At 60.6% G+C, this 18,056-nt stretch carries 15 protein-coding genes; 2 read left to right on the top strand and 13 right to left on the bottom strand.

Annotated elements, in window-relative coordinates:
- Positions 1 to 158: 158 nt before the first annotated feature.
- Together JTJ32_RS06340 and JTJ32_RS06335 are read left to right on the top strand one after the other, a co-directional pair.
- Entirely contained in the window at positions 159 to 1,385 is a 1,227-nt protein-coding gene (locus JTJ32_RS06340) for a pectate lyase family protein (protein WP_210041453.1), read from the top strand.
- Positions 1,386 to 1,511: 126 nt separating this feature from the next.
- Complete coding sequence (locus JTJ32_RS06335; protein ID WP_099230667.1) at positions 1,512 to 1,949, top strand: response regulator; 438 nt, start codon at positions 1,512 to 1,514, stop codon at positions 1,947 to 1,949.
- Between the two features lie 74 nt (positions 1,950 to 2,023).
- On the opposite strand, the gene JTJ32_RS06330 is transcribed toward JTJ32_RS06335, so the two are convergent.
- The 13 genes from JTJ32_RS06330 to JTJ32_RS06270 form a co-directional block, all read right to left on the bottom strand.
- On the bottom strand, positions 2,024 to 2,680 hold the full coding sequence (locus tag JTJ32_RS06330) for an RraA family protein (protein WP_210041452.1): 657 nt from the start codon (positions 2,678 to 2,680) through the stop codon (positions 2,024 to 2,026).
- Positions 2,671 to 3,447 carry an IucA/IucC family C-terminal-domain containing protein gene (locus JTJ32_RS06325; protein ID WP_210041450.1) on the bottom strand — a complete coding sequence of 259 codons (777 nt, stop codon included), beginning with the start codon at positions 3,445 to 3,447 and terminating at the stop codon, positions 2,671 to 2,673. Before JTJ32_RS06325 ends, JTJ32_RS06330 begins: the two co-directional genes overlap by 10 nt.
- Positions 3,444 to 4,235: an ABC transporter ATP-binding protein gene (locus tag JTJ32_RS06320; RefSeq protein ID WP_210041448.1), complete on the bottom strand. Its 792-nt coding sequence runs from the start codon at positions 4,233 to 4,235 to the stop codon at positions 3,444 to 3,446. Before JTJ32_RS06320 ends, JTJ32_RS06325 begins: the two co-directional genes overlap by 4 nt.
- Before the next feature lie 10 nt (positions 4,236 to 4,245).
- On the bottom strand, positions 4,246 to 5,277 hold the full coding sequence (locus JTJ32_RS06315) for a FecCD family ABC transporter permease (protein WP_210041446.1): 1,032 nt from the start codon (positions 5,275 to 5,277) through the stop codon (positions 4,246 to 4,248).
- A complete protein-coding gene (locus JTJ32_RS06310) occupies positions 5,270 to 6,259 on the bottom strand; it encodes a FecCD family ABC transporter permease (protein ID WP_184322748.1) in 990 nt (329 codons plus the stop codon). Before JTJ32_RS06310 ends, JTJ32_RS06315 begins: the two co-directional genes overlap by 8 nt.
- Positions 6,256 to 7,176 (bottom strand): ABC transporter substrate-binding protein, encoded by a 921-nt coding sequence (locus tag JTJ32_RS06305; protein WP_210041444.1) that lies wholly within the window; start codon positions 7,174 to 7,176, stop codon positions 6,256 to 6,258. Before JTJ32_RS06305 ends, JTJ32_RS06310 begins: the two co-directional genes overlap by 4 nt.
- Positions 7,166 to 9,034 (bottom strand): IucA/IucC family protein, encoded by a 1,869-nt coding sequence (locus JTJ32_RS06300; protein WP_210041443.1) that lies wholly within the window; start codon positions 9,032 to 9,034, stop codon positions 7,166 to 7,168. The genes JTJ32_RS06305 and JTJ32_RS06300 overlap by 11 nt, the downstream gene beginning before the upstream one ends.
- A gap of 4 nt (positions 9,035 to 9,038) precedes the next feature.
- A complete protein-coding gene (locus JTJ32_RS06295) occupies positions 9,039 to 9,812 on the bottom strand; it encodes an HpcH/HpaI aldolase family protein (protein WP_210041442.1) in 774 nt (257 codons plus the stop codon).
- Complete coding sequence (locus tag JTJ32_RS06290; RefSeq protein WP_210041441.1) at positions 9,812 to 11,689, bottom strand: IucA/IucC family protein; 1,878 nt, start codon at positions 11,687 to 11,689, stop codon at positions 9,812 to 9,814. The genes JTJ32_RS06295 and JTJ32_RS06290 overlap by 1 nt, the downstream gene beginning before the upstream one ends.
- A gap of 17 nt (positions 11,690 to 11,706) precedes the next feature.
- Complete coding sequence (locus JTJ32_RS06285) at positions 11,707 to 13,149, bottom strand: DHA2 family efflux MFS transporter permease subunit (RefSeq protein ID WP_210041440.1); 1,443 nt, start codon at positions 13,147 to 13,149, stop codon at positions 11,707 to 11,709.
- A complete protein-coding gene (locus JTJ32_RS06280; protein ID WP_210041439.1) occupies positions 13,146 to 14,363 on the bottom strand; it encodes a type III PLP-dependent enzyme in 1,218 nt (405 codons plus the stop codon). The genes JTJ32_RS06285 and JTJ32_RS06280 overlap by 4 nt, the downstream gene beginning before the upstream one ends.
- Positions 14,356 to 16,164 carry an IucA/IucC family protein gene (locus JTJ32_RS06275; protein WP_184322755.1) on the bottom strand — a complete coding sequence of 603 codons (1,809 nt, stop codon included), beginning with the start codon at positions 16,162 to 16,164 and terminating at the stop codon, positions 14,356 to 14,358. The genes JTJ32_RS06280 and JTJ32_RS06275 overlap by 8 nt, the downstream gene beginning before the upstream one ends.
- Before the next feature lie 201 nt (positions 16,165 to 16,365).
- A complete protein-coding gene (locus JTJ32_RS06270; RefSeq protein WP_210041438.1) occupies positions 16,366 to 17,748 on the bottom strand; it encodes a diaminobutyrate--2-oxoglutarate transaminase in 1,383 nt (460 codons plus the stop codon).
- Positions 17,749 to 18,056: the final 308 nt, after the last annotated feature.

Here is an 18,056-nt window from a genome sequence, read left to right as displayed (position 1 = left end):
TGCGATTCATGCAGCCGATGAGCGACGTTCGCCTGCCCAAAACCGTGGAATCAAACCGAATGAGATCGCCTGCACGCTGGAAAATATCGAGGGTTATGCCCGCACACAGCCTGTTTGGGTTGTTGGTTTCTGGACTGGTGACAGTCGGCGGACTTTCGATGCCCGAGCCGTCCCTCGCGGCAGACAGCCCGGAAGGCTTTGCCAAAAACGTTACAGGTGGTGGCGACGTAGCGCCTGTCCGCCCGACGACAATCGGCGAGCTTCAAAAGGCGCTGTGCGGTTCATATGATAACCACGGCCATTGTTCCGACGACACGCCGCGCGTCATCGAACTCGATCATGCGTTCGACTTCCGTGGCAGCGTGATGATCAACGGCAGTCCCACAACCACCGAGATGGGGTGCGAGGTCAACCCGTGCCCTGCCGGCGGCGGACAACTGGCGATCAACGGTTTCAACGGGTTCTGTCAGGACAGGAAATCGGCCAGCGTGACCTATGACAACGCCGGCATGACGCGCCTCAATGTGGGCTCGAACAAAACACTGATCGGCGTAGGCAGTCAGGCGGGCATCCAGGGCATTGCGCTGCACATCGGCGGCGGTGTTCACAACGTCATCGTCCGCAATCTGACGCTGTCTGATGTCAATCCGCAGACCGTCTGGGCGGGCGATGCGCTCATCATCGAAAATACCGACGGTGTGTGGATCAGCAACAACACGTTCGCACGCATCGGCAGGCAGATGATTGCGACCGGCTGGATGTCTGCCTCCCATATCACGATTTCAGACAATGAATTCGACGGGCGCACGCCCTACTCGGCGTCCTGCGACGGCCATCACTACTGGGTGTGGCTGTTTCTGGGCAATCCGGACACGCTGACCGTGGCCAGAAACTACGTGCACGATACGTCCGGTCGCGGGCCGCATGCCGGCGGTATGGCCAATGCCGACGTCACTGTGCAACTGGTCAATAACGTGTATTCCCAGGTGAGCTACCAGGGCGCAATCATGCCGCGGACCATGTACTCCCATCTGCTGGTGGAAGGTAATTATTTCGATCATGTCACGCACCCTTTCTACTTTGATGCGCATCAACCCGGCACTGCATTTGCGCTCTTCGCGCCAGGGACCGAAGCCGAAAATGCAGCGTGTCAGGCCGCGATTGGCAGGCCGTGTGTGCCCAATCAGCAAGCGTTCAGTGGCAACGATTACCGTCCCGAAGATATCAATGCGCTTCAGGCGTTCAGCCAACACGCCGACTATCTGATTACGCCGTTGCCCGCAGACGTTGCGTTCAAACAAGTGCCTCAGACTGCTGGAGCAGGCAAGATCAGCGTGGCGGGCACGCAGGTTCAGGTTGTACCCAATGGCCCGGCCAGACAATGAGATGAGCTGATTTTCAGAAAAATATGAATTTTTCGTTCCCTGTTTTGCTCATATCAGCATGAGCAACGGTTCAATCCGACGTTGCAGTGTTTTTGAATGTGAAATGCAAGGCTGAGGGAACGAAAAATGGCTCAATCAGAGCAGTATGGGAAGCCTGCACAAGGGGAAGGTCTGGTGCTGGTCGTTGAAGACGAACAGACGATCCGCGACTTCGTCTGTGAAATCCTCGAGACGGACGTCGGACTGCGCACCAAGGCCGTGGAAAACGCCGACGAAGCGATGAAATACCTCCAGCAGAACACCAACAAGGTTGCCCTGCTCCTGACGGATGTCCGTATGCCGGGCAGTATGGACGGCATCGCGCTGGCCAACCTGGTGGGTTCACAGTGGTCGCACATTCCGGTCGTGGTCATGTCCGGCCACGGCACGCCGGGCAGTGATCAATTGAAGGATGACGTACTGTTCATCGCCAAGCCCTGGACCATCACCCAGCTGGTCAACGGCATCATGGACAGTCTGGGTGCGGAAGGCATCGCTCAGGTTTCCATGGACGATCCGAACTGAGCGCTTGGGTCGCCGTTGCGCGCAATGAACCCGGATTGCATTGCGCGCAGCCTTGGCGGTCTGGCTGTGTCTCGCTACACCGCGAAGCGTTTCGAGACATTCATCCGTTTTTCAACCAGTCGACCCAGCAATTCATCACGGCGCGTCCGATCTGCCTGTTCTTTCGCCAGCAACTCAGGCAACAGTTCGCCAGCCTGGTGTGCTGTCAGAATGAACACGCCGTCGTCGTCGCCAATAGCGATATCACCCGGCTGCACCGTGACCTCGCCGATCCTGACCGGCTGATTGAGCGCCCCGCTCTGCCGGAGGCTGCGGGTGGTAACGGCGCTGATCCCGCGACTGAAGACAGGCAAGCCATGCGCGCGTAACGCCGCAACATCCGTGACCGCACCCGACACCACCACACCTGCCAACCCCTTGATCAGGCCCGCCAGCGTGCGCAGTTCGCCCCAGCAGGCGCAATGGGCATCGCCTGTGCATTCGACGACCAGTACGTCGCCCGGCTCGCTGTTGATCAAAGCGTCACGCAGGATGCTGCCGTCGGGCAGTTCCACTTTGACGGTGACGACATTGCCTGCCATTCGAGCGCCCTCGAACAACGGCCTGATGCCAGGCAGATAACCGGATTCGGTCAAATGGCCGATGGTGGATGCTGAAATGTCCCGGTACTGATCAAGCACGTCGTGGCTGATGTGTTGCTGTCGCGGTGCGATTCGCTCATTCATCGGCATTTCTTTGGCCTCAATAACGGACAGGTCGAGCAGTACTCGACGGGATTGCTTGCGTCGTAATAAAAACAGCAGGTGCGTCGGAAGCGAATGTTCTGCCCGGACGGCAATGTCGTCGGTGGTCGCCTGAAATGCTTCAGCGGGTTGTAGTCCAGACCGAACAATGAAGGATCCGCGTGATTCAACAGCCAGTCGAAATCGGCTTCGTACCGCGCACGAATGACGGGATCGTCAACCTTGGCCATACGTTTCTCGTAAAGCGAATACACGCGAACGGCCGTGTTTTCCCACAGGATGCGTCGAGAAATACCACTCACCCGATTGAATATTTCCCAAAGCGGCTTCAGCAATCCGGCGAACAGGGTCCGAACGATCGATTCACGCCAGATTTCCCGCTCTCCGGTCGCATAACTAAAAGGAACAACGCTCAGCAGCGGCATGGATGAGGTCCAGAGGCCGTCGTCATGGGCGTATTCGACCAGGCTGTTGTCCAGCGACAGGCTGAGGCCTTTGTCGAAGACCGACATGGCGTACAGGCACGCGCCAGTGCTGAGAAAGGAAAACCGTTTGGCCAGCAAGGAGGCTGTGATCGCCCGCGTGGGAGAACCGATGACCGGCCCTAGTGCATCCAGCAGCTCGCGGCACACAGCTTCGTCCAGCAAAGCGTGTGCCGGCAGTGACCGGGGATCACGAGCCTCGGCAGTCCTGAGCTGCAATGGTCCGCAGAGCAACGCCCATTCGGCTTCGCTGAACGCTTGCGCCGTGGTCATTGCGGCAGTTCCCGGCCGAAGGGAATGCACAGCGGCGTGCCGAAAAACGGGTCGGGGATGATCCGGCAATTCAGGTCGAACACCTGTTTGATCAGCGTTTCGCTGAGGATGTCGGCAGGACGTCCCTGCGCAAATGCCGTGCGCTGGTGCACGGCAATCATGTGGTCGGCGTAACGGCAGGCCAGATTCAGGTCGTGCAGGACCATGACGATGGTCTTGCCTTCCTGCCGGTTGAGGTCGCGCAACAGGTCAAGCACTTCAATCTGATGGGCCAGGTCGAGAAAGGTGGTCGGCTCATCCAGCAGCACAAGGTCGGTGTCCTGTGCCAGGGTCATGGCGATCCAGGCGCGCTGACGCTGGCCGCCCGACAAGGCGTCCACCGGGCGCTCGGCCAGCGCGTGCATGCCGGTCTGCATCAGGGCCTTTTCGACCATGGCCTCATCCTGAGCGGACCATTGCTGCATCCAGTTCTGGTACGGATAGCGGCCCAACGCGACCAACTGGCGCACACTGATGCCTTCCGGCGCGGTGGGCATCTGCGGCAGGATCGCCAGTTCACGGGCCACGGTCGCCGTGGACTTTTGATGAATGTCAGCCCCGTTGAGCACCACACTGCCTGCCTGAGGTTTGAGCAGACGCGCCAGGGATTTGAGCAACGTGCTTTTGCCGCAACCGTTGCTGCCGATCAGCACCGTGACCTGCCCCGGAGGAAGCAGCAGGTCAAGGCTGTCGATGATGACCTGCCCCTGATAGCTCAGGGTCAGGTCACGGGTTGCAATGGACGCCATCCAAAATTCCTTAATGCCGCTGGTTGATCAATAGATACAGAAAAAACGGCGTGCCCAGCACCGCGACAAAAATTCCTGCGGGCAGATCCAATGGCAGGAACAGCGTACGTCCGGCCAGATCGGCCAGCATTACCAGATTGGCGCCCATCAGCGCAGACATCAGCGCCTGACCGGCAAACCCTGGCGGCACCAGACGTTTGGCGATATGCGGCGCAATCAGGCCGACAAAGGCAATCGCCCCGCCCCAGGCCACGGCCAGACCGGCCAGCGCCACGCTGACCAGCAACAGCCCTGCCCGCAACCACTGCACACGCACACCGATGCCTTGGGCCAAATCATCATCCAGCTGCTGCACCCGCACCTGTCGGGCGAGCAGCACCAGCAACGGCAGGACCACCACCAGCCAGCTTGCCAGCGCCCGTGGTTCGGGCCAACTGGCACCGTACACGCTGCCGGTCAGCCAGACGTAGGCTGACAACGTCGTGGTCAACGGGCTGAACACCAGAATGAAGGTGGTGACGGCGGCCAGCAAGGCCGACACGCCGACGCCGATCAGCACCAGTCGCAGCGGTGAAGCGCCCTGATTCCAGGCCAGGAGATAGATGGCCAATGCCGCCAGACCCGCTCCACTGATGGCTGCCAGGGGCAGAAACTGTGCACCCAACGCTGCCGAGAAGAACGACAGGTAGATCACCGCCGCCGCACTGGCACCACTGGTAATACCCAGCAGATCCGGCGACGCCAGTGGGTTGCGGATGATGCTTTGCAGAATCAGGCCGGACACGGCGAGCGCCGCACCGACCAGCGCGGCCAGCGCCAGCCTTGGCATGCGCAGTTGCTCGACGATGAACACCAGACTCTGGTCCGCATGCCCGAACAGCACGTCGAGCAGCGTTGCAGGCGAAAGGTTGATCTTGCCCAGCGCCAGCGAGCCCGTCATGACCAGCAGCGTGAAAGCGAGCGCCACCAGCAACCGTGTCAGGCCAGCCAGAGCGAAGCGTCTGGAGAACCCTCGATAGCGGAGCGACAGGTGCTTATCCATACCGGGCTCCCCGGCGTGCCAGTGCAATGAAGAATGGCGCACCGAACAGGGCCGTCATCACACCGACCGGCACTTCCTGCGGCACGATCACCACACGCGCCAGCGTGTCGGCGAGCAGTAAAAGCGTCGCACCCAGCACCGCGCAGCCAGGCAGCAGCCAGCGATGGTCAATGGACAGTGTCTTGCGAACCATGTGCGGCACCAGCAGGCCGATAAAGCCGATGCTGCCTGCCAGTGCCACGGCGCTCCCCGCCAGAGCAATGATCACGACGCTCATCAGCAGGCGAATCAGCCCGGTGCGCTGACCCAGCGCGGTGGCAATCGCTTCACCGGTATTGAGCACATTGACTTGCCCTGCCAGGAGCAGCGCGGCGATCAGGGCCAGCACCACACAGGCCAGCATCGGCGCGGCGGTGCTCAGGTCGCGTTCCGACAGCGAACCCGCGAGCCAGAACAGCACCGTGTCCAGACCGTCCTGATTGACCACCAGCAAGGCCTGACTGAACGCGGTGAACAACGCCGTGATAGCCGCTCCCGCCAGAACGATACGCAGCGGATTGAGACTGCCCTGCCCCCGATTGCCGATTACCCAGACCAGACACCCCGCCACCGTCGCGCCGATGAACGCGCACCACAGCCACTGACTCATCGACGTCAGGGTCAGCAACGAGGAACAGGCAATGATCGAGAACGTTGCCCCCGCATTGATGCCGAACAGACCCGGAGACGCCAGCGGGTTACGTGTCAGAGCCTGCATCAGGGCACCGGCCACGGCCAGACTTGCGCCCACGGCAATGGCCATCAACGTACGCGTGAAGCGGCTGTCGAGCAGCACATGCTGGCTCGCACTCAGGGCATCCGTCTGCCAGACGCTGTTGAGAATCGCCGCAGGCGAAATCCAGCTGGCGCCTGATGCAAGGCTCAACCCCATGCACATCACAAGCACCACTGCGGCGATACCCAGTCTCATTCCCTGACTCATGAAGGACGGGGTCCGAGTGCAACCTGTGAGATCTCGTCGAGCATCAGGTTGGCCCCCAGTATCCCGCCGGACAGGCTCCAGGCCACCGCATCCACGCGCCAGACCTGATCGTCCTGCGGAGCGCGCAACTGTTTCCAGAACGGATGCTGCACAAGCTTTTCATACGTGTTCTGCGCGGCTTTGCTGTCGCCACGCTGGAAGATAAAGAACAGGTCGGCATCGACCACAGGCAGACTCTCTTTACTGCTGAGTTTGAGGGAAACGCCCTGTGCTTCGCGGGCGGCAGGTGTCCAGTCGAAGCCCAGCTCGCTGAGCACGGAACCGGCAAAGCTGGCGGGCAGGTAGCTGCGGATATGGTCCTCGCGGACATCGAGCACTGATACGGTGATGGGCCAGCGCCCGGCAAACCTCGCCTTCAGTTGTTCTCGCAGCGTCGCCACACGTTGCTGCCATTGTCCAAGCAGCGCCATGGCCTGCTGCTGGCGATTCAGGGCTGCGCCCATCATCGCCAGGGTGCGTTTGAATTCGAACACCTCTTCCAGCATCACTAGCGGGGCGATCTGTTCGAGCAAGGGCGCAATGCGTTGATGGCGAAAACGCGAGGCCACGATCAGGTCCGGCTTGAGCAGAACGATGTCTTCCAGACTCGGCTGGGTTTCCAGGCCCACGTGAGGCACTGTTGCCAGTGCCGGACGCAGGTAGCGGTACATGGGTTTCTCGCTCCAGGAATCCACCACGCCACAGGGCGTGACGCCCAGCGCCACCGCCGTGTCGGAGGCGCCCTGAAACAACGTGACCACCCGCAACGGCGCTGCCCGGGCAATGCCGGGCAGCGTCAATCCGGGTAACACCAAAAGCCCCAACGACAGGCGCAGCAGGCCGCGCCGCGATGGCTGAAAAGGCTCGTCAGACCTCACGTCGCAACCTGTGGAACGGGTTCACCACCTGGCCCTTGCCGAACGGCATGCTGCCCGGACCGCCAGCTCGCGCAATCATCGGCGTGAGCAGCAGTTTCTGTGGCCAGTTCGGTACTTCGAACAGTTGGTGGCGGAGCATGTTGCGGGCCTCCTCGTCGAATTCAATGGTGGTGATCAGGTTGTCCAGCACGTCGCGCAAGACGGTCCACAGCGCGGTGACCGGAATCTCGTAAACCTGTGCAAGGGTATCCATGATTGCCCGGACGTTGACCTGAATACCCAGCGTCTGCAGCCAGAACAGCAAATCTTCAGGGCGCTCATGGTACAGGGTATTGGCATGACCTTTCTTCATGCGATACACCGGATCCTGCATTCCGTTACGCTCAAGCCACGGCACGAAGATGCGCAGCGAGTCGTGATCACGCAGCAACAGGCCCTGCGCCTGCCCGGCTTTCCACACCAGCACCGCATTCTGACCATGTACCTCGCCCAGCATGCCCAGGCGCAACATGCGCAGGTTAATGTCGAAGAAGCTGTGGCTCAACTCCCGGAACAGCGTCAGGACCGAGGCCTGATTGCGTGGCAGCTCGCGATACGCCATCCATTCATCGAAGAAGTGCCGGTTGCTGCCCGGCAACGGCGTACCCAGCGCAGCCATCGGCAACAGGCGGCATTCGGGATCGTCCAGCAAAGCTGCCGGATAACGGCGCAGCATGGCCGAAAGATGACGCGGGCCTTCGTCGAACAGGCTGGCGCCGTTCGGCATGAAGGCCCACCACTTACGCTCGTCACACAGGTGCAGCGAGCGACCCAGCGTTTCGTCCTTTTCCACCACCTGGCGCAACAACGCCTCGCTCAGATTGCCGTTGATCATCTTCACCGCCGGCAAATAGCGCGATGCGCCGAGGGAGTAGATCGCCATCGGCAGCTTCAGGTAATCCGCGCTGTCGAAGCAAGGCGTCATCGAGCGTAATGACGATGTGGCAAAGACTGACGCTTCCTGGAAATCCAGGCGCAGGCAGTCGCCCTTGGCCAGCGCGTCTCCTACTTGCGTCTCAAGTACGTGCTCGAACTGCCAGGGATGAACCGGCAGCGCGACGTGACTGTGGGCAACGCCGCGGGCCTGCATTTCATGGTCAAGCCGGGCCTGCAGGTCAGTGGGCAGCAGGTAGCGGGCCGGGAAAGACGCCTCCAGGTCCGCGACGCCTTCGCCACATTGCAGCAGGGTCTTGTCCACCGCCACCCAGTTCAGTGCCACCGGTTTGGCGAACTCGGCCTGATAGGCGCGGTACTGCTGCTCGTCCAGGCCCTGCTTGGCTTTGGCCAGCGGGTGGTAAGGACGGTCACGTAACGAGGCCCACTGCTCCATGGTGCGGAAGAACGTGTGGCCGTCCTGAGCCATCAGGTTCTGGTCATCCACGTTGTGATCCAGCGACAGTGCAGTCTGCCAGACACTGATGCGCAGCACGTCGAGGAACAGCGACAGGCCTTTTTCGTTGTCTGCAAAGCGCGTCGCCATGCCCGCGAACACCCACTTCATGAAGTCTTCGGGCGACAACTGTGTCCAGCGCTCGCCCTGACGGCCCAGCACAGGGGTGTCGGGCACCTTCTCCCATTGCTGGGTGATGCCGGGGCGCAGCGCGATGCTGATGAAGCGTTGCTCGGCGGCATCGCAGTTCCAGTCCCAGACTTGCTGCCCGGCACTTTGCCCGGCCAGCACCGGCGCCTGCGGATGGCGCAGTTGCCATTGGGCGGTGTCCTGCAGTGCCAGGTTTTCCTGGCCGAAGAAGTTTTCGGCCAACAGGCAGTCGACCAGGTCCTGCATCACCAGGTCTGCGGCGTGTGAAGTGAAATTCATCGGATCAGTTTCCTTCTACAGAATGTTGGGTCAGGCGGGCCTGAAGTGCGCGAAAGGCAATGCCGCGCTCATCCCCCAGCACAAAAGCGTTGACCCCGCGAGCCTGCCAGCGAGCAGCGTCGCCCGGCTGGCGGGGAATGGTGCAATAGGTAACGTCTGCGGCTTTCGCCGCCTGCCAGGTGTCGAACAGCGCCTGCTGCACGACCGGGGTATCGATCTGCCAAGGCATACCGAGCGACTGGGACAGATCCGCCGCGCCTTCGAGAATCATGTCCAGGCCCGGCACCGCAGCGATGTCGGCTGCGCGGCGTACGCCTTCGGCGCTCTCGATCATCGCCACCAGCATGATTTGCCGGTTGGCCGCTTCGACGTACTGCGCCAGGCTGTGCTTGCCGAATGAACCCGGACGCCCGGCGTTGAGGCTGCGATGGCCCAGCGGGTGATACTTGCAGGCGGCAATTGCGTCCGCCAGCTGTTCCGGGCTTTCGATCATAGGCAACACGATGCCCTGTGCACCGCCATCGAGCAGCCGCAGCAGGATTTTCGGGTTGAGATCCGCGACCCGCACCAGCGGGGTGAGGTCGTAGCTCTCGGCCACGCGGATCATGTTCTCCACGGTTTCCGGGTTGATCAGCACGTGCTCCATGTCGATGATCACGAAGTCGAAACCGGCCTCGGCGATCAGCTCTATGGAAGCAGGCGCCGGGATCGAGCTGATCAGTCCGTATACCGGCTGGCCGTTGTCGAGCTTCTGCTTGAGCGTATTGGTCCTCAGCATCATTGCGGCCTGTAGGCGTGCAGAGGGTTGGGCACGGACCTGAAGCGACGCTCGCCGTCACCCAGCAGGCGACGCTTGGTGAGTTCCTCCACTTCGTAGGTCGGTGCAAACACATCGAACAGCCCGAAACGGTCACGGTGCTGCGGATGGGCCTTTTGATACGCGAGGATCACGTCAGCCGTCATCTGCCAGAACAGCGCTTCGTCCAGTTGGTACTGCTGACGCAGGAATATCGCCATTTCCGCGAGGCAGATGAAGAAGAAGCAGTCGCAGGAGAAATCCCGCACGGCGTTGACATCATCGGTAATGATGAACGAGTTGCGGTTGAGTTTCGCGTGGCTGGCAGGCAGCGGCACCAGCTCTGGGCACAGTTCGGGACGACCCAGATGCGCAGGCGAATAGCGCACGCCATCATGGAAATCCTTGAGCGCAATGCGCTGCGGCCAGCCGTCTTTGGTGATCAGTACGATGTTCTGGCCGTGGGATTCCATGCCGATGCCTTCGGCGTAAAGCATGTGAATGATCGGCGGCACGGTGACCTGCAACAACTGCCGGGTCCAGTTTTCCAGGCCGTACTGACGCACCCAGGCATCGATGAAAGGCGACGGCACTCCATCACCGTAACGATTTTCCACATGACTCAGCCCGTTGAACGGCACGGCCTGCTCATCATTCCTGAGGTATTGATGCAGGCTTTCGCGCCAGATCGCACCCAGCGTGCCGTAGGTCTGGGCCGAACGCGACTCCGGCAGATGACGATAGTCGAAACTGACCCCGGCCACTTCGCCGAGAATGACGAACCCCAGTTCGCGAGCGGTGCTGTCAGTACTGATCAGGCGCTGCAGCCAGTCAGCAATGATCGGCCCGTTCAACACGGTATGCCGCGCCAGAATGCGCGTGCTGGACGTGTTGGTCATGCTCATCGCCAGTTTGACGTATGGCTTCTTCGGATCGCTGGCGTTGGCCAAGGTGCGTATCGACTGCTGGGCCTTGTACTGATCACTGGAGGTGCCGAGATAGATCAGCTCGCCGCCAGCCAGCTCGGGGAAGAAGGTCGACACCGTCACGTTGTCCCACTGCCATGGATGCACCGGCATGAGCTGATAGTCATCCATGGACTTGCCCTGCGCTGCCAGCGTCTGGGCAAACGCCTGCCAGCGCTGCGTGCCGAGTTCGTCACGAATGAACTGTTGAAGGTCCATTGCACGAACATGACCGACAGAGGCACGGGTTTTAGCAACAGCGATCCAGACCACTTCAATCGGCGTGGCGAACTCCGGTCCATACCTGACGTTGTCGGCCAGTGAAAAGCCGATGCGCGACTTGTAGCACGGGTGGTAGCTGTGGGCGTCCATGAAATGCTGTTCCAGGGCATCGACATCCAGCTGGTGAGCGGGCTTGGCCGGCTTATAGTCCTGATTGCGGGCTTGCAGGTCCTTGAGCTGAGTCTGCTCGATTTCCTGAATGAAGCGCGCCAGATGCGGGCTGTCTTTGAATGGACTGAGCAACTCGGTCAGGGCCTGATGCAGGTCCGGTATGCTGCGTTTACCGTCCTTGTCGACACGTTCGAGACTGGCGTGATCAAGCCTGATCAACTCGAAACTGCTGCTGAGCAGGCCGCTGCAGCGGTACTCGACAGGTGCCTGAGCCGAATCTGTCGCTGGCACCACAAACAGATGCCGATGCTCATCCAGCGATACACAGGTGTAAGGCAGAACGGCCTCGTAAAGCAGCGTCTGCAGCAATTGACCGATCACGCGGCGTTGCACTTTTGCATAACGTCCAGCGTCGATGTTCGCCAGCCAGTCGCCGGTTGCCGGGGCTTTCACGGAATGTTGATCACGCGGCAAAGGGTTCAGCGGTAGAGGGGTTGCCATGTTCATACCTCACGGAATTATCGGGTTTCGACGGCGCCGGGCTTTGCCTCGGCGCGTTCATCGTTAACGGGCTTTTCATTCATGGGCTTTTCATTGACGGGGAAGCGCCAGGCGCAGGGCAAGGCCAGGAGAATCAGCAATCCGGTGGCAATGAAGACTTCGCTGATGGCCGATGGCGTGGCGGTCGGTCCCGCCGAGCTCAGGCGGAACTCGAGCCACAGCGATGCGATGACAATTCCCAGCGACGCCACCAGACGCCGTGAGATGTTGTTCATCGCCGCACCCTGGGTGACCATCGGTTCAGGCAAGGCGTTGAGACCGGCGGTGGTAATCGGCATGTAGGACAGGCCCAGACCTGCGCCGCGGACCATCATCAAAACGAACACCATGCCTATCGCCGCATCGGATTCGAGCAGACCCAGTGCCAGCGTCGAAAGACCGGTCAGCAACAGGCCGATGGCGACCACCGTGCGCGGACCATGACGGTCCAGCGCCTTGCCGCCCCACTGTCCGAACAGGCTGGCGAATGCCGCCGTGCAGAGCAGCGACAGACCGGTCCAGATCGGGTTGTAACCCATCACGGTCTGCACCAGCAGCGGCAGCAGAACCAGGCACTCGAACATGCCGACCGATTGCACCACGGCGACGATCACACTCAGTCGATAGCCGCGCAGGTTGAACAACCGCAGGTTCAGCAACGGATCCTTGCGGCGCAACTCCACGCGCACGAACGCGATCAGACAGGTCACCGCCACCAGCACCATGCCCTGATTAAGCGGGTCCAGCAGCGCCTGGGCGTGGTGCATGCGACTGATGGCCACCATCAGCAGGCCGATCCCCGACGCGATCAGCAGGTAGCCGACCAGATCGAAAGGCTTGCGCTCGGGCGGCTCGGACGCCGGGAGGACACCTGAGCCCAACACCAATGCCAGCAGGCCGATGGGCACATTCATCAGAAACAGCGACCGCCAGCTGAACCACTCCAGCAACAGGCTGCCGCATAGCGGACCCAATGCCGGAGCGAGCATCACGGCGGCACTCCAGAGCCCGGTTACCCTGCCCCGTTCATGCTTTTCATAGACGGCGAAGATGATGGCCAGCGACAACGGAATCATCAGCCCGCTGGCCACGCCCTGCACCACCCGCGCGGCGATCACCAGCGCAATGGAGTTGGCCAGCGCTCCCAGCAGTGATCCGCCGATGAACAGCGCGACACCCCACAGGTACAAGCGCTTGCGCCCGACCCGCTGGCTGAGAAAGCTGGTCAGCGGCATGGTCATGCCCATACTGGTCATGAACGCGGCGACGATCCAGGTGGCCATCAACGGACCGATCCGGAACGCTTCCATGAACGTGGGCAGCGCCGGGTTGAGCGAGCTGTTGCTCAGGCTCACTGTCAGCGTGCCCAGCAATACGTTGATCACCACCCAACTGCGCGGGACGTTGAAGCCGGATTTCACCGAACGTCCTCCCGGATCCGTTCACCGTTGCGCACGAAATACTGCGCCGGACGCGGGTGGCAGAGAAAATCCACATGGGAAATGTTGAAGCCATAGGCGCCGGCCAGCGGCAGCACCAGCAGGTCGCCGATCGCCACGCCCTTGAACGGGTGCCTGCGACTCAATACGTCCTTGGGCGTGCACAGCTGACCGACCACCGTGCAGGCCTTTTCCTCGGATTCGGCAGTCTGTGGCACGTTCGGCAGATGGATGACCGGGTGATCGTGACTCTGGGCCACCGGCAGCCGGAACTGGTGGGTCCCGCCGCGGCAGACCAGGAAATGCTCGCCGTGACTGGTCTTGATATCCAGCACTTCGATTGCGTAGTAGCCGCAATAAGCGCTGATGAAGCGGCCTGGCTCGAAACGCAGGATCGGCGCATCGGCCTCTTCGCCCAGGCGCTTTTCCAGGTAACGGCAAAAGCGCTGCCAATCGAAACGCTGACCGCTGAGGTAATCGACGCCAATGCCGCCGCCCACGTTGAAATGCGTGACATGCTCCGGGTTGCGGGTCAGGGCTTTCCACTGCGGCCAGCGCTGCAGGTAAAGATCGATCAGTTGTTCGTGACGCTCGACCGACTGCTGGTGCGACATGGCATGGACATGAAAGCCCTTGAGCGACAGGTGACTGGCGCTGTCGACGCGCTGCACCGCTTCAGCCAGGTCCGCTTCGTCGATGCCGAATGGCGTGGCGGTTCCGGCCATGGCCAGTCTGCTCGACTGAGTGGCCGGCAACTGCGGATTGATGCGGATGAACACCGGCTGCACGCGCCCGACTTCGCTCGCCAGTCGTTGCAGACGCTCGATTTCGTTGAGGCTCTCCACATGGAAGGCCTCGACCTTGTTCAGCAGTGCGCTGCGCAGATCCGAGTCCAGCTTGCCGGGACCTGAGAACACATAGGGTTTGCGCGCAGGGCACGCCATCACCCGCTCGATCTCACCTCCCGAGGAAATCTCGAAGCCGCTGACCAGAGGGGCCAGCGTCGCCAGTACCGGCGCTTCGCTGTTGGCCTTGATCGCGTAGTACAGCTCAACGCCCGCGGGCAGCGCTGCCATGACCTCGCTCACATGCTGCCCAAGGGCGTCCAGATCGTAAATGAAAGCCGCCAGCGGATCCGACTCCAGCGAGCGGGCCTCGTTTATGGCGGCACGCACCGTGTCAGGCAACTTATGCATAACGCACCTCATCCTGCTCGGCGTAGCGCCCTTCTTCGCCCCATGGCGATGCCAGACGCACGTAATTGGCCTCACGATCGGCCTTGGCCGCCAGACGCACTTTCAGGTTGGTCTTGCAGGCAATCGAATGGCCTGCGATCAGTGCATCCAGTTCTGGCGCCGGACGTATCAGTTCCTTGCGGATGCTACGTAGCTGTTGCTCGACCTGCTGCCACATCAGCGGCGCAAGGTGTGGCCGCTCCCAGCTCAGGGCCAGCACGGCTTCGGACAGGTTGTTGATCAGCAGGCAATAGGTGATGCGGCTCCAGCCCTGCTCGCGGGTGTAGGTCAGTGACTGCCGAATGCGTGGGTGCAAACCGACTTCGATGGACTTGATACCCAGTTCGTCGGTGAGTTTGACGCCTTCGAAGTCGCGCAACAGCAACTGTCGAGGCTGGCCGTTATCGTGAATCAGCACGGCGTTCTGCAAATGCGGCTCCATCACCACGCCATGGTTGAAGAACAGCGCCATGACCGGACGCAGCAGCAAGGCCTGATACTGGTCGAACCAGACCAGCAGATCCTCATCATCGAGTTCCGAGCCTTTGAAGTTTTGCAGGAAGTCGTGCACCAACGGACGTGAGCGCAGATCGCGGGCGAACAGCGTGCCCGCCATCACACTGCGGTCGGCGCCGGAACGGCGGCAGAAGTTTTCGCGCAGAATCGCGCCGGTCTGCTCGCGAAACCAGTGGGCATCGGTTTCGCTGACCCCTTTGGGCGCCCAGCTCATGGAGCCGGGTTCAGCCACCGTGGACAGCCCGCCAAGGGTCTCCGGTCTGGTTTGCTGCAGGCGCTGGAACAGCTCGTCGATGATCAGCGTGCTTTCCAGCTCGTACCAGGCGTTTTTCCTGACACAGTTGGTGATGCGCACGTTCAGCGAACCCTTGATGAAATAGTCGTGCCCTTCGATGTACCAGGTGCGCATCGAAGCCGTCGGACTGGCCAGCGGTCCGCTGGTACCAAGGTCGGTGACTTCACCCAGCTCGAGCAGACGCTGCACACGACGATCCTGCATGAACAGCTCGGCCTGCACCGGATGCATGCAGATCAGCGCGTGGCCGGGCCGGGCTTTTGCCTGATCGACAAAACCGGCCATCACTTGTGCTTCGCTCAGACCATTGGAACTGATCCGAAGCCCCTCCATCGGCACTTCAAACAGGTGAAGCGCGGTTTTTGCCTGAAACTCCGGCGCGTAGGTTTCCTGTGCCAGATGTTCGGGCCACAGGCGCGCCTTGGGCGCGGGGTGATTGGGATGCCCGAACCAGAGGCCTTGCTCGCTTGCCAGGTATCCGCTCAACGGCTCCGGGTGCTCGCCGGTCATGTTATGGGCGACAATGGCGGCCGTCAGGTGCTGGCTTTGCATGACCTGATCCAGCAGTTCGTCGTTGCTGGCGCGGGTCATGTACTCACAGGCGCTCAGCAACTGCTGGACGAATTCAGGAAAGGCCGGGCATTGCCAACTGCCTTGTCCACGCCGGGCATAGACGTCGGACAGATAGCGATGGCTGCCCAGGCCGTCGCGGCGGTCTACCAGTACGAAGAATTGTTGCTTATTGGGCAGGCTGATGGTCAGCGGGATGCCTTTCCAATGACCGCCATCGACAAAACAGCCAGGCGCGATGCCCTGCATGCCCTGGGGCCAGGTGTAGTGAAGGCAGTTTTCCGGCAGTGCAAATTCCTTTATCAGGCAATTGAGTAACGCGCGGGTCGTCGCCAGCTCGCTCACCATAGTTGATAAAACGGTGCGATCGGTATTAGTCATGTCTGCTCCACAGTCGCTTTACGCTTACTGTCTAAGTGACATCGCAACAAGTGTCAGATAATCATCTGCTGCGAAAACAACTCAAGCATTTGCCCGGCTTATCATTCGGTACGATAAACCCTTCAGCAAACACACTGCGTTTGTTCGGCCCAAACTTCCGAACGGGGCCGACAGATTTGAATGAAAATGAACGCGGTGACGTTAGTGGGTGCGCAATTGAATTAATGCGGCCTTGAGTGCCTGTTCGAATCGCTGGACAACCAACTGGCACTGTTCGTCTGTAATGATCAGCGGCGGTAACAGGCGGATGACGTTACCGTTGCGGCCACCGCGTTCCAGTAACAGGCCCTGTTTGAAACAGTGCTGCTGAATGACCAGCGCAAGTTCGGCGTCGGTCGGAAAGCTGCCGAGGCGATCTGCCGGTTTGCGCTCGTCGACGATCTCGATGCCAAGCATCAGACCGCGTCCACGTACCTGCCCCATGGCCGGGTAACGTTGTTGCAAAAGCGTCAGTTGATCCTTGAGCCACTGTCCGCGTCTGGCGGCCTGACCGGCCAGGTTCTGGCGCTGCAGCACTTCCAGTGTCGCGAGACCGGTGGCCATTGCCATCTGATTGCCGCGGAAGGTGCCCGAATGGTTGCCCGGCGCCCACGCGTCGAATTCACGCCGGATGCCCAGCACGGCGAGCGGCAAGCCGCCACCGACCGCCTTGGACATGACGATGATGTCCGGTTCGATACCGGCATGCTCGAACGCGAACATCTTGCCGGTACGGCCAAACCCGGCCTGCACTTCGTCAAGAATCAGCAGGATGCCGTGTTTACGGGTCACCTCGCGGATCTGCCGCAACCAGCTGTCCGGGGCAGGATTGACGCCGCCCTCGCCTTGCACGGCTTCCAGAATCACCGCAGCGGGAAGCGATACGCCACTTTCGACGTCTTCGATGAACTGGGTGAAGTAGTAACTCAGCGCCTCTGTACCGGCTTCGCCGCCCAGACCCAGAGGGCAGCGGTATTCGTGCGGGTAAGGCAAAAATTGCACGCCGGGCATCAGGCTGGCGACCGCATCTTTCGGCCCGGTGTTGCCGGTCAGCGCCAGAGCGCCGTGGGTCATGCCATGGTAGGCACCGGAGAAGCTGATGATATTGCTGCGGCCCGTCGCGGTTTTCGCCAGCTTGATCGACGCTTCCACCGCATCGGCGCCGGACGGGCCGCAGAACTGCAGGCAATAGTCGCGGCCCTGCCCAGGCAGCAGACTCAGCAGTGTTTCACTGAAGGCATCCTTGACCGGCGTGGTCAGGTCCAGCGTGTGCATCGGCATTCCCGATGTCAGGAAGCTGTCGAGGCTGGCCATGATCGCTTCATGGTTATGCCCCAATGCCAGCGTTCCAGCGCCTGCCAGACAATCCAGGTACGTCGTGCCTTCGACATCCGTTACCCACAGGCCGTGTGCCTTGGCAATCGCCAATGGCAACTTGCGCGGATAACTTCGTACGTTGGATTCAAATCTCGCCTGTCGGGCCAGATAGTTGGCATTGGTTTTATGCGAAGACGTAGTAGAGTTCAATAAGCCATCATTCAACATGGGGTAACCCTCGCTAAGTTCGGGATGCAAACTATTCTCATTTCCATAAAACTGCAAGTCTGTTACTGGAATTTAATTTTGAATTCAACAAGACACTGGCTACGCGCTGATTTAATTGAGCGCGCACAGTATGACGCCAATAGAAAACTGGATATTCGATACATCTCTGACCGCATACATCAGTGTGCGTAAGTGGTTACTTTTTAAAGGCCACACGTTGGCTGCGTTATAAGCAGGGCGTTTATTCAGCCGACACTTTGCATGGCGCTCTCTCTATCAGAGTCGTTCCGCATTGAGTGATGAAGCGC

The sequence above is a fragment of the Pseudomonas alliivorans genome (assembly GCF_017826695.1).
GTDB classification, from domain to species: domain Bacteria; phylum Pseudomonadota; class Gammaproteobacteria; order Pseudomonadales; family Pseudomonadaceae; genus Aquipseudomonas; species Aquipseudomonas alliivorans.
Note: the sequence above shows the minus strand (reverse complement) of the source record. Positions and strands in the feature narration are given on the sequence as shown.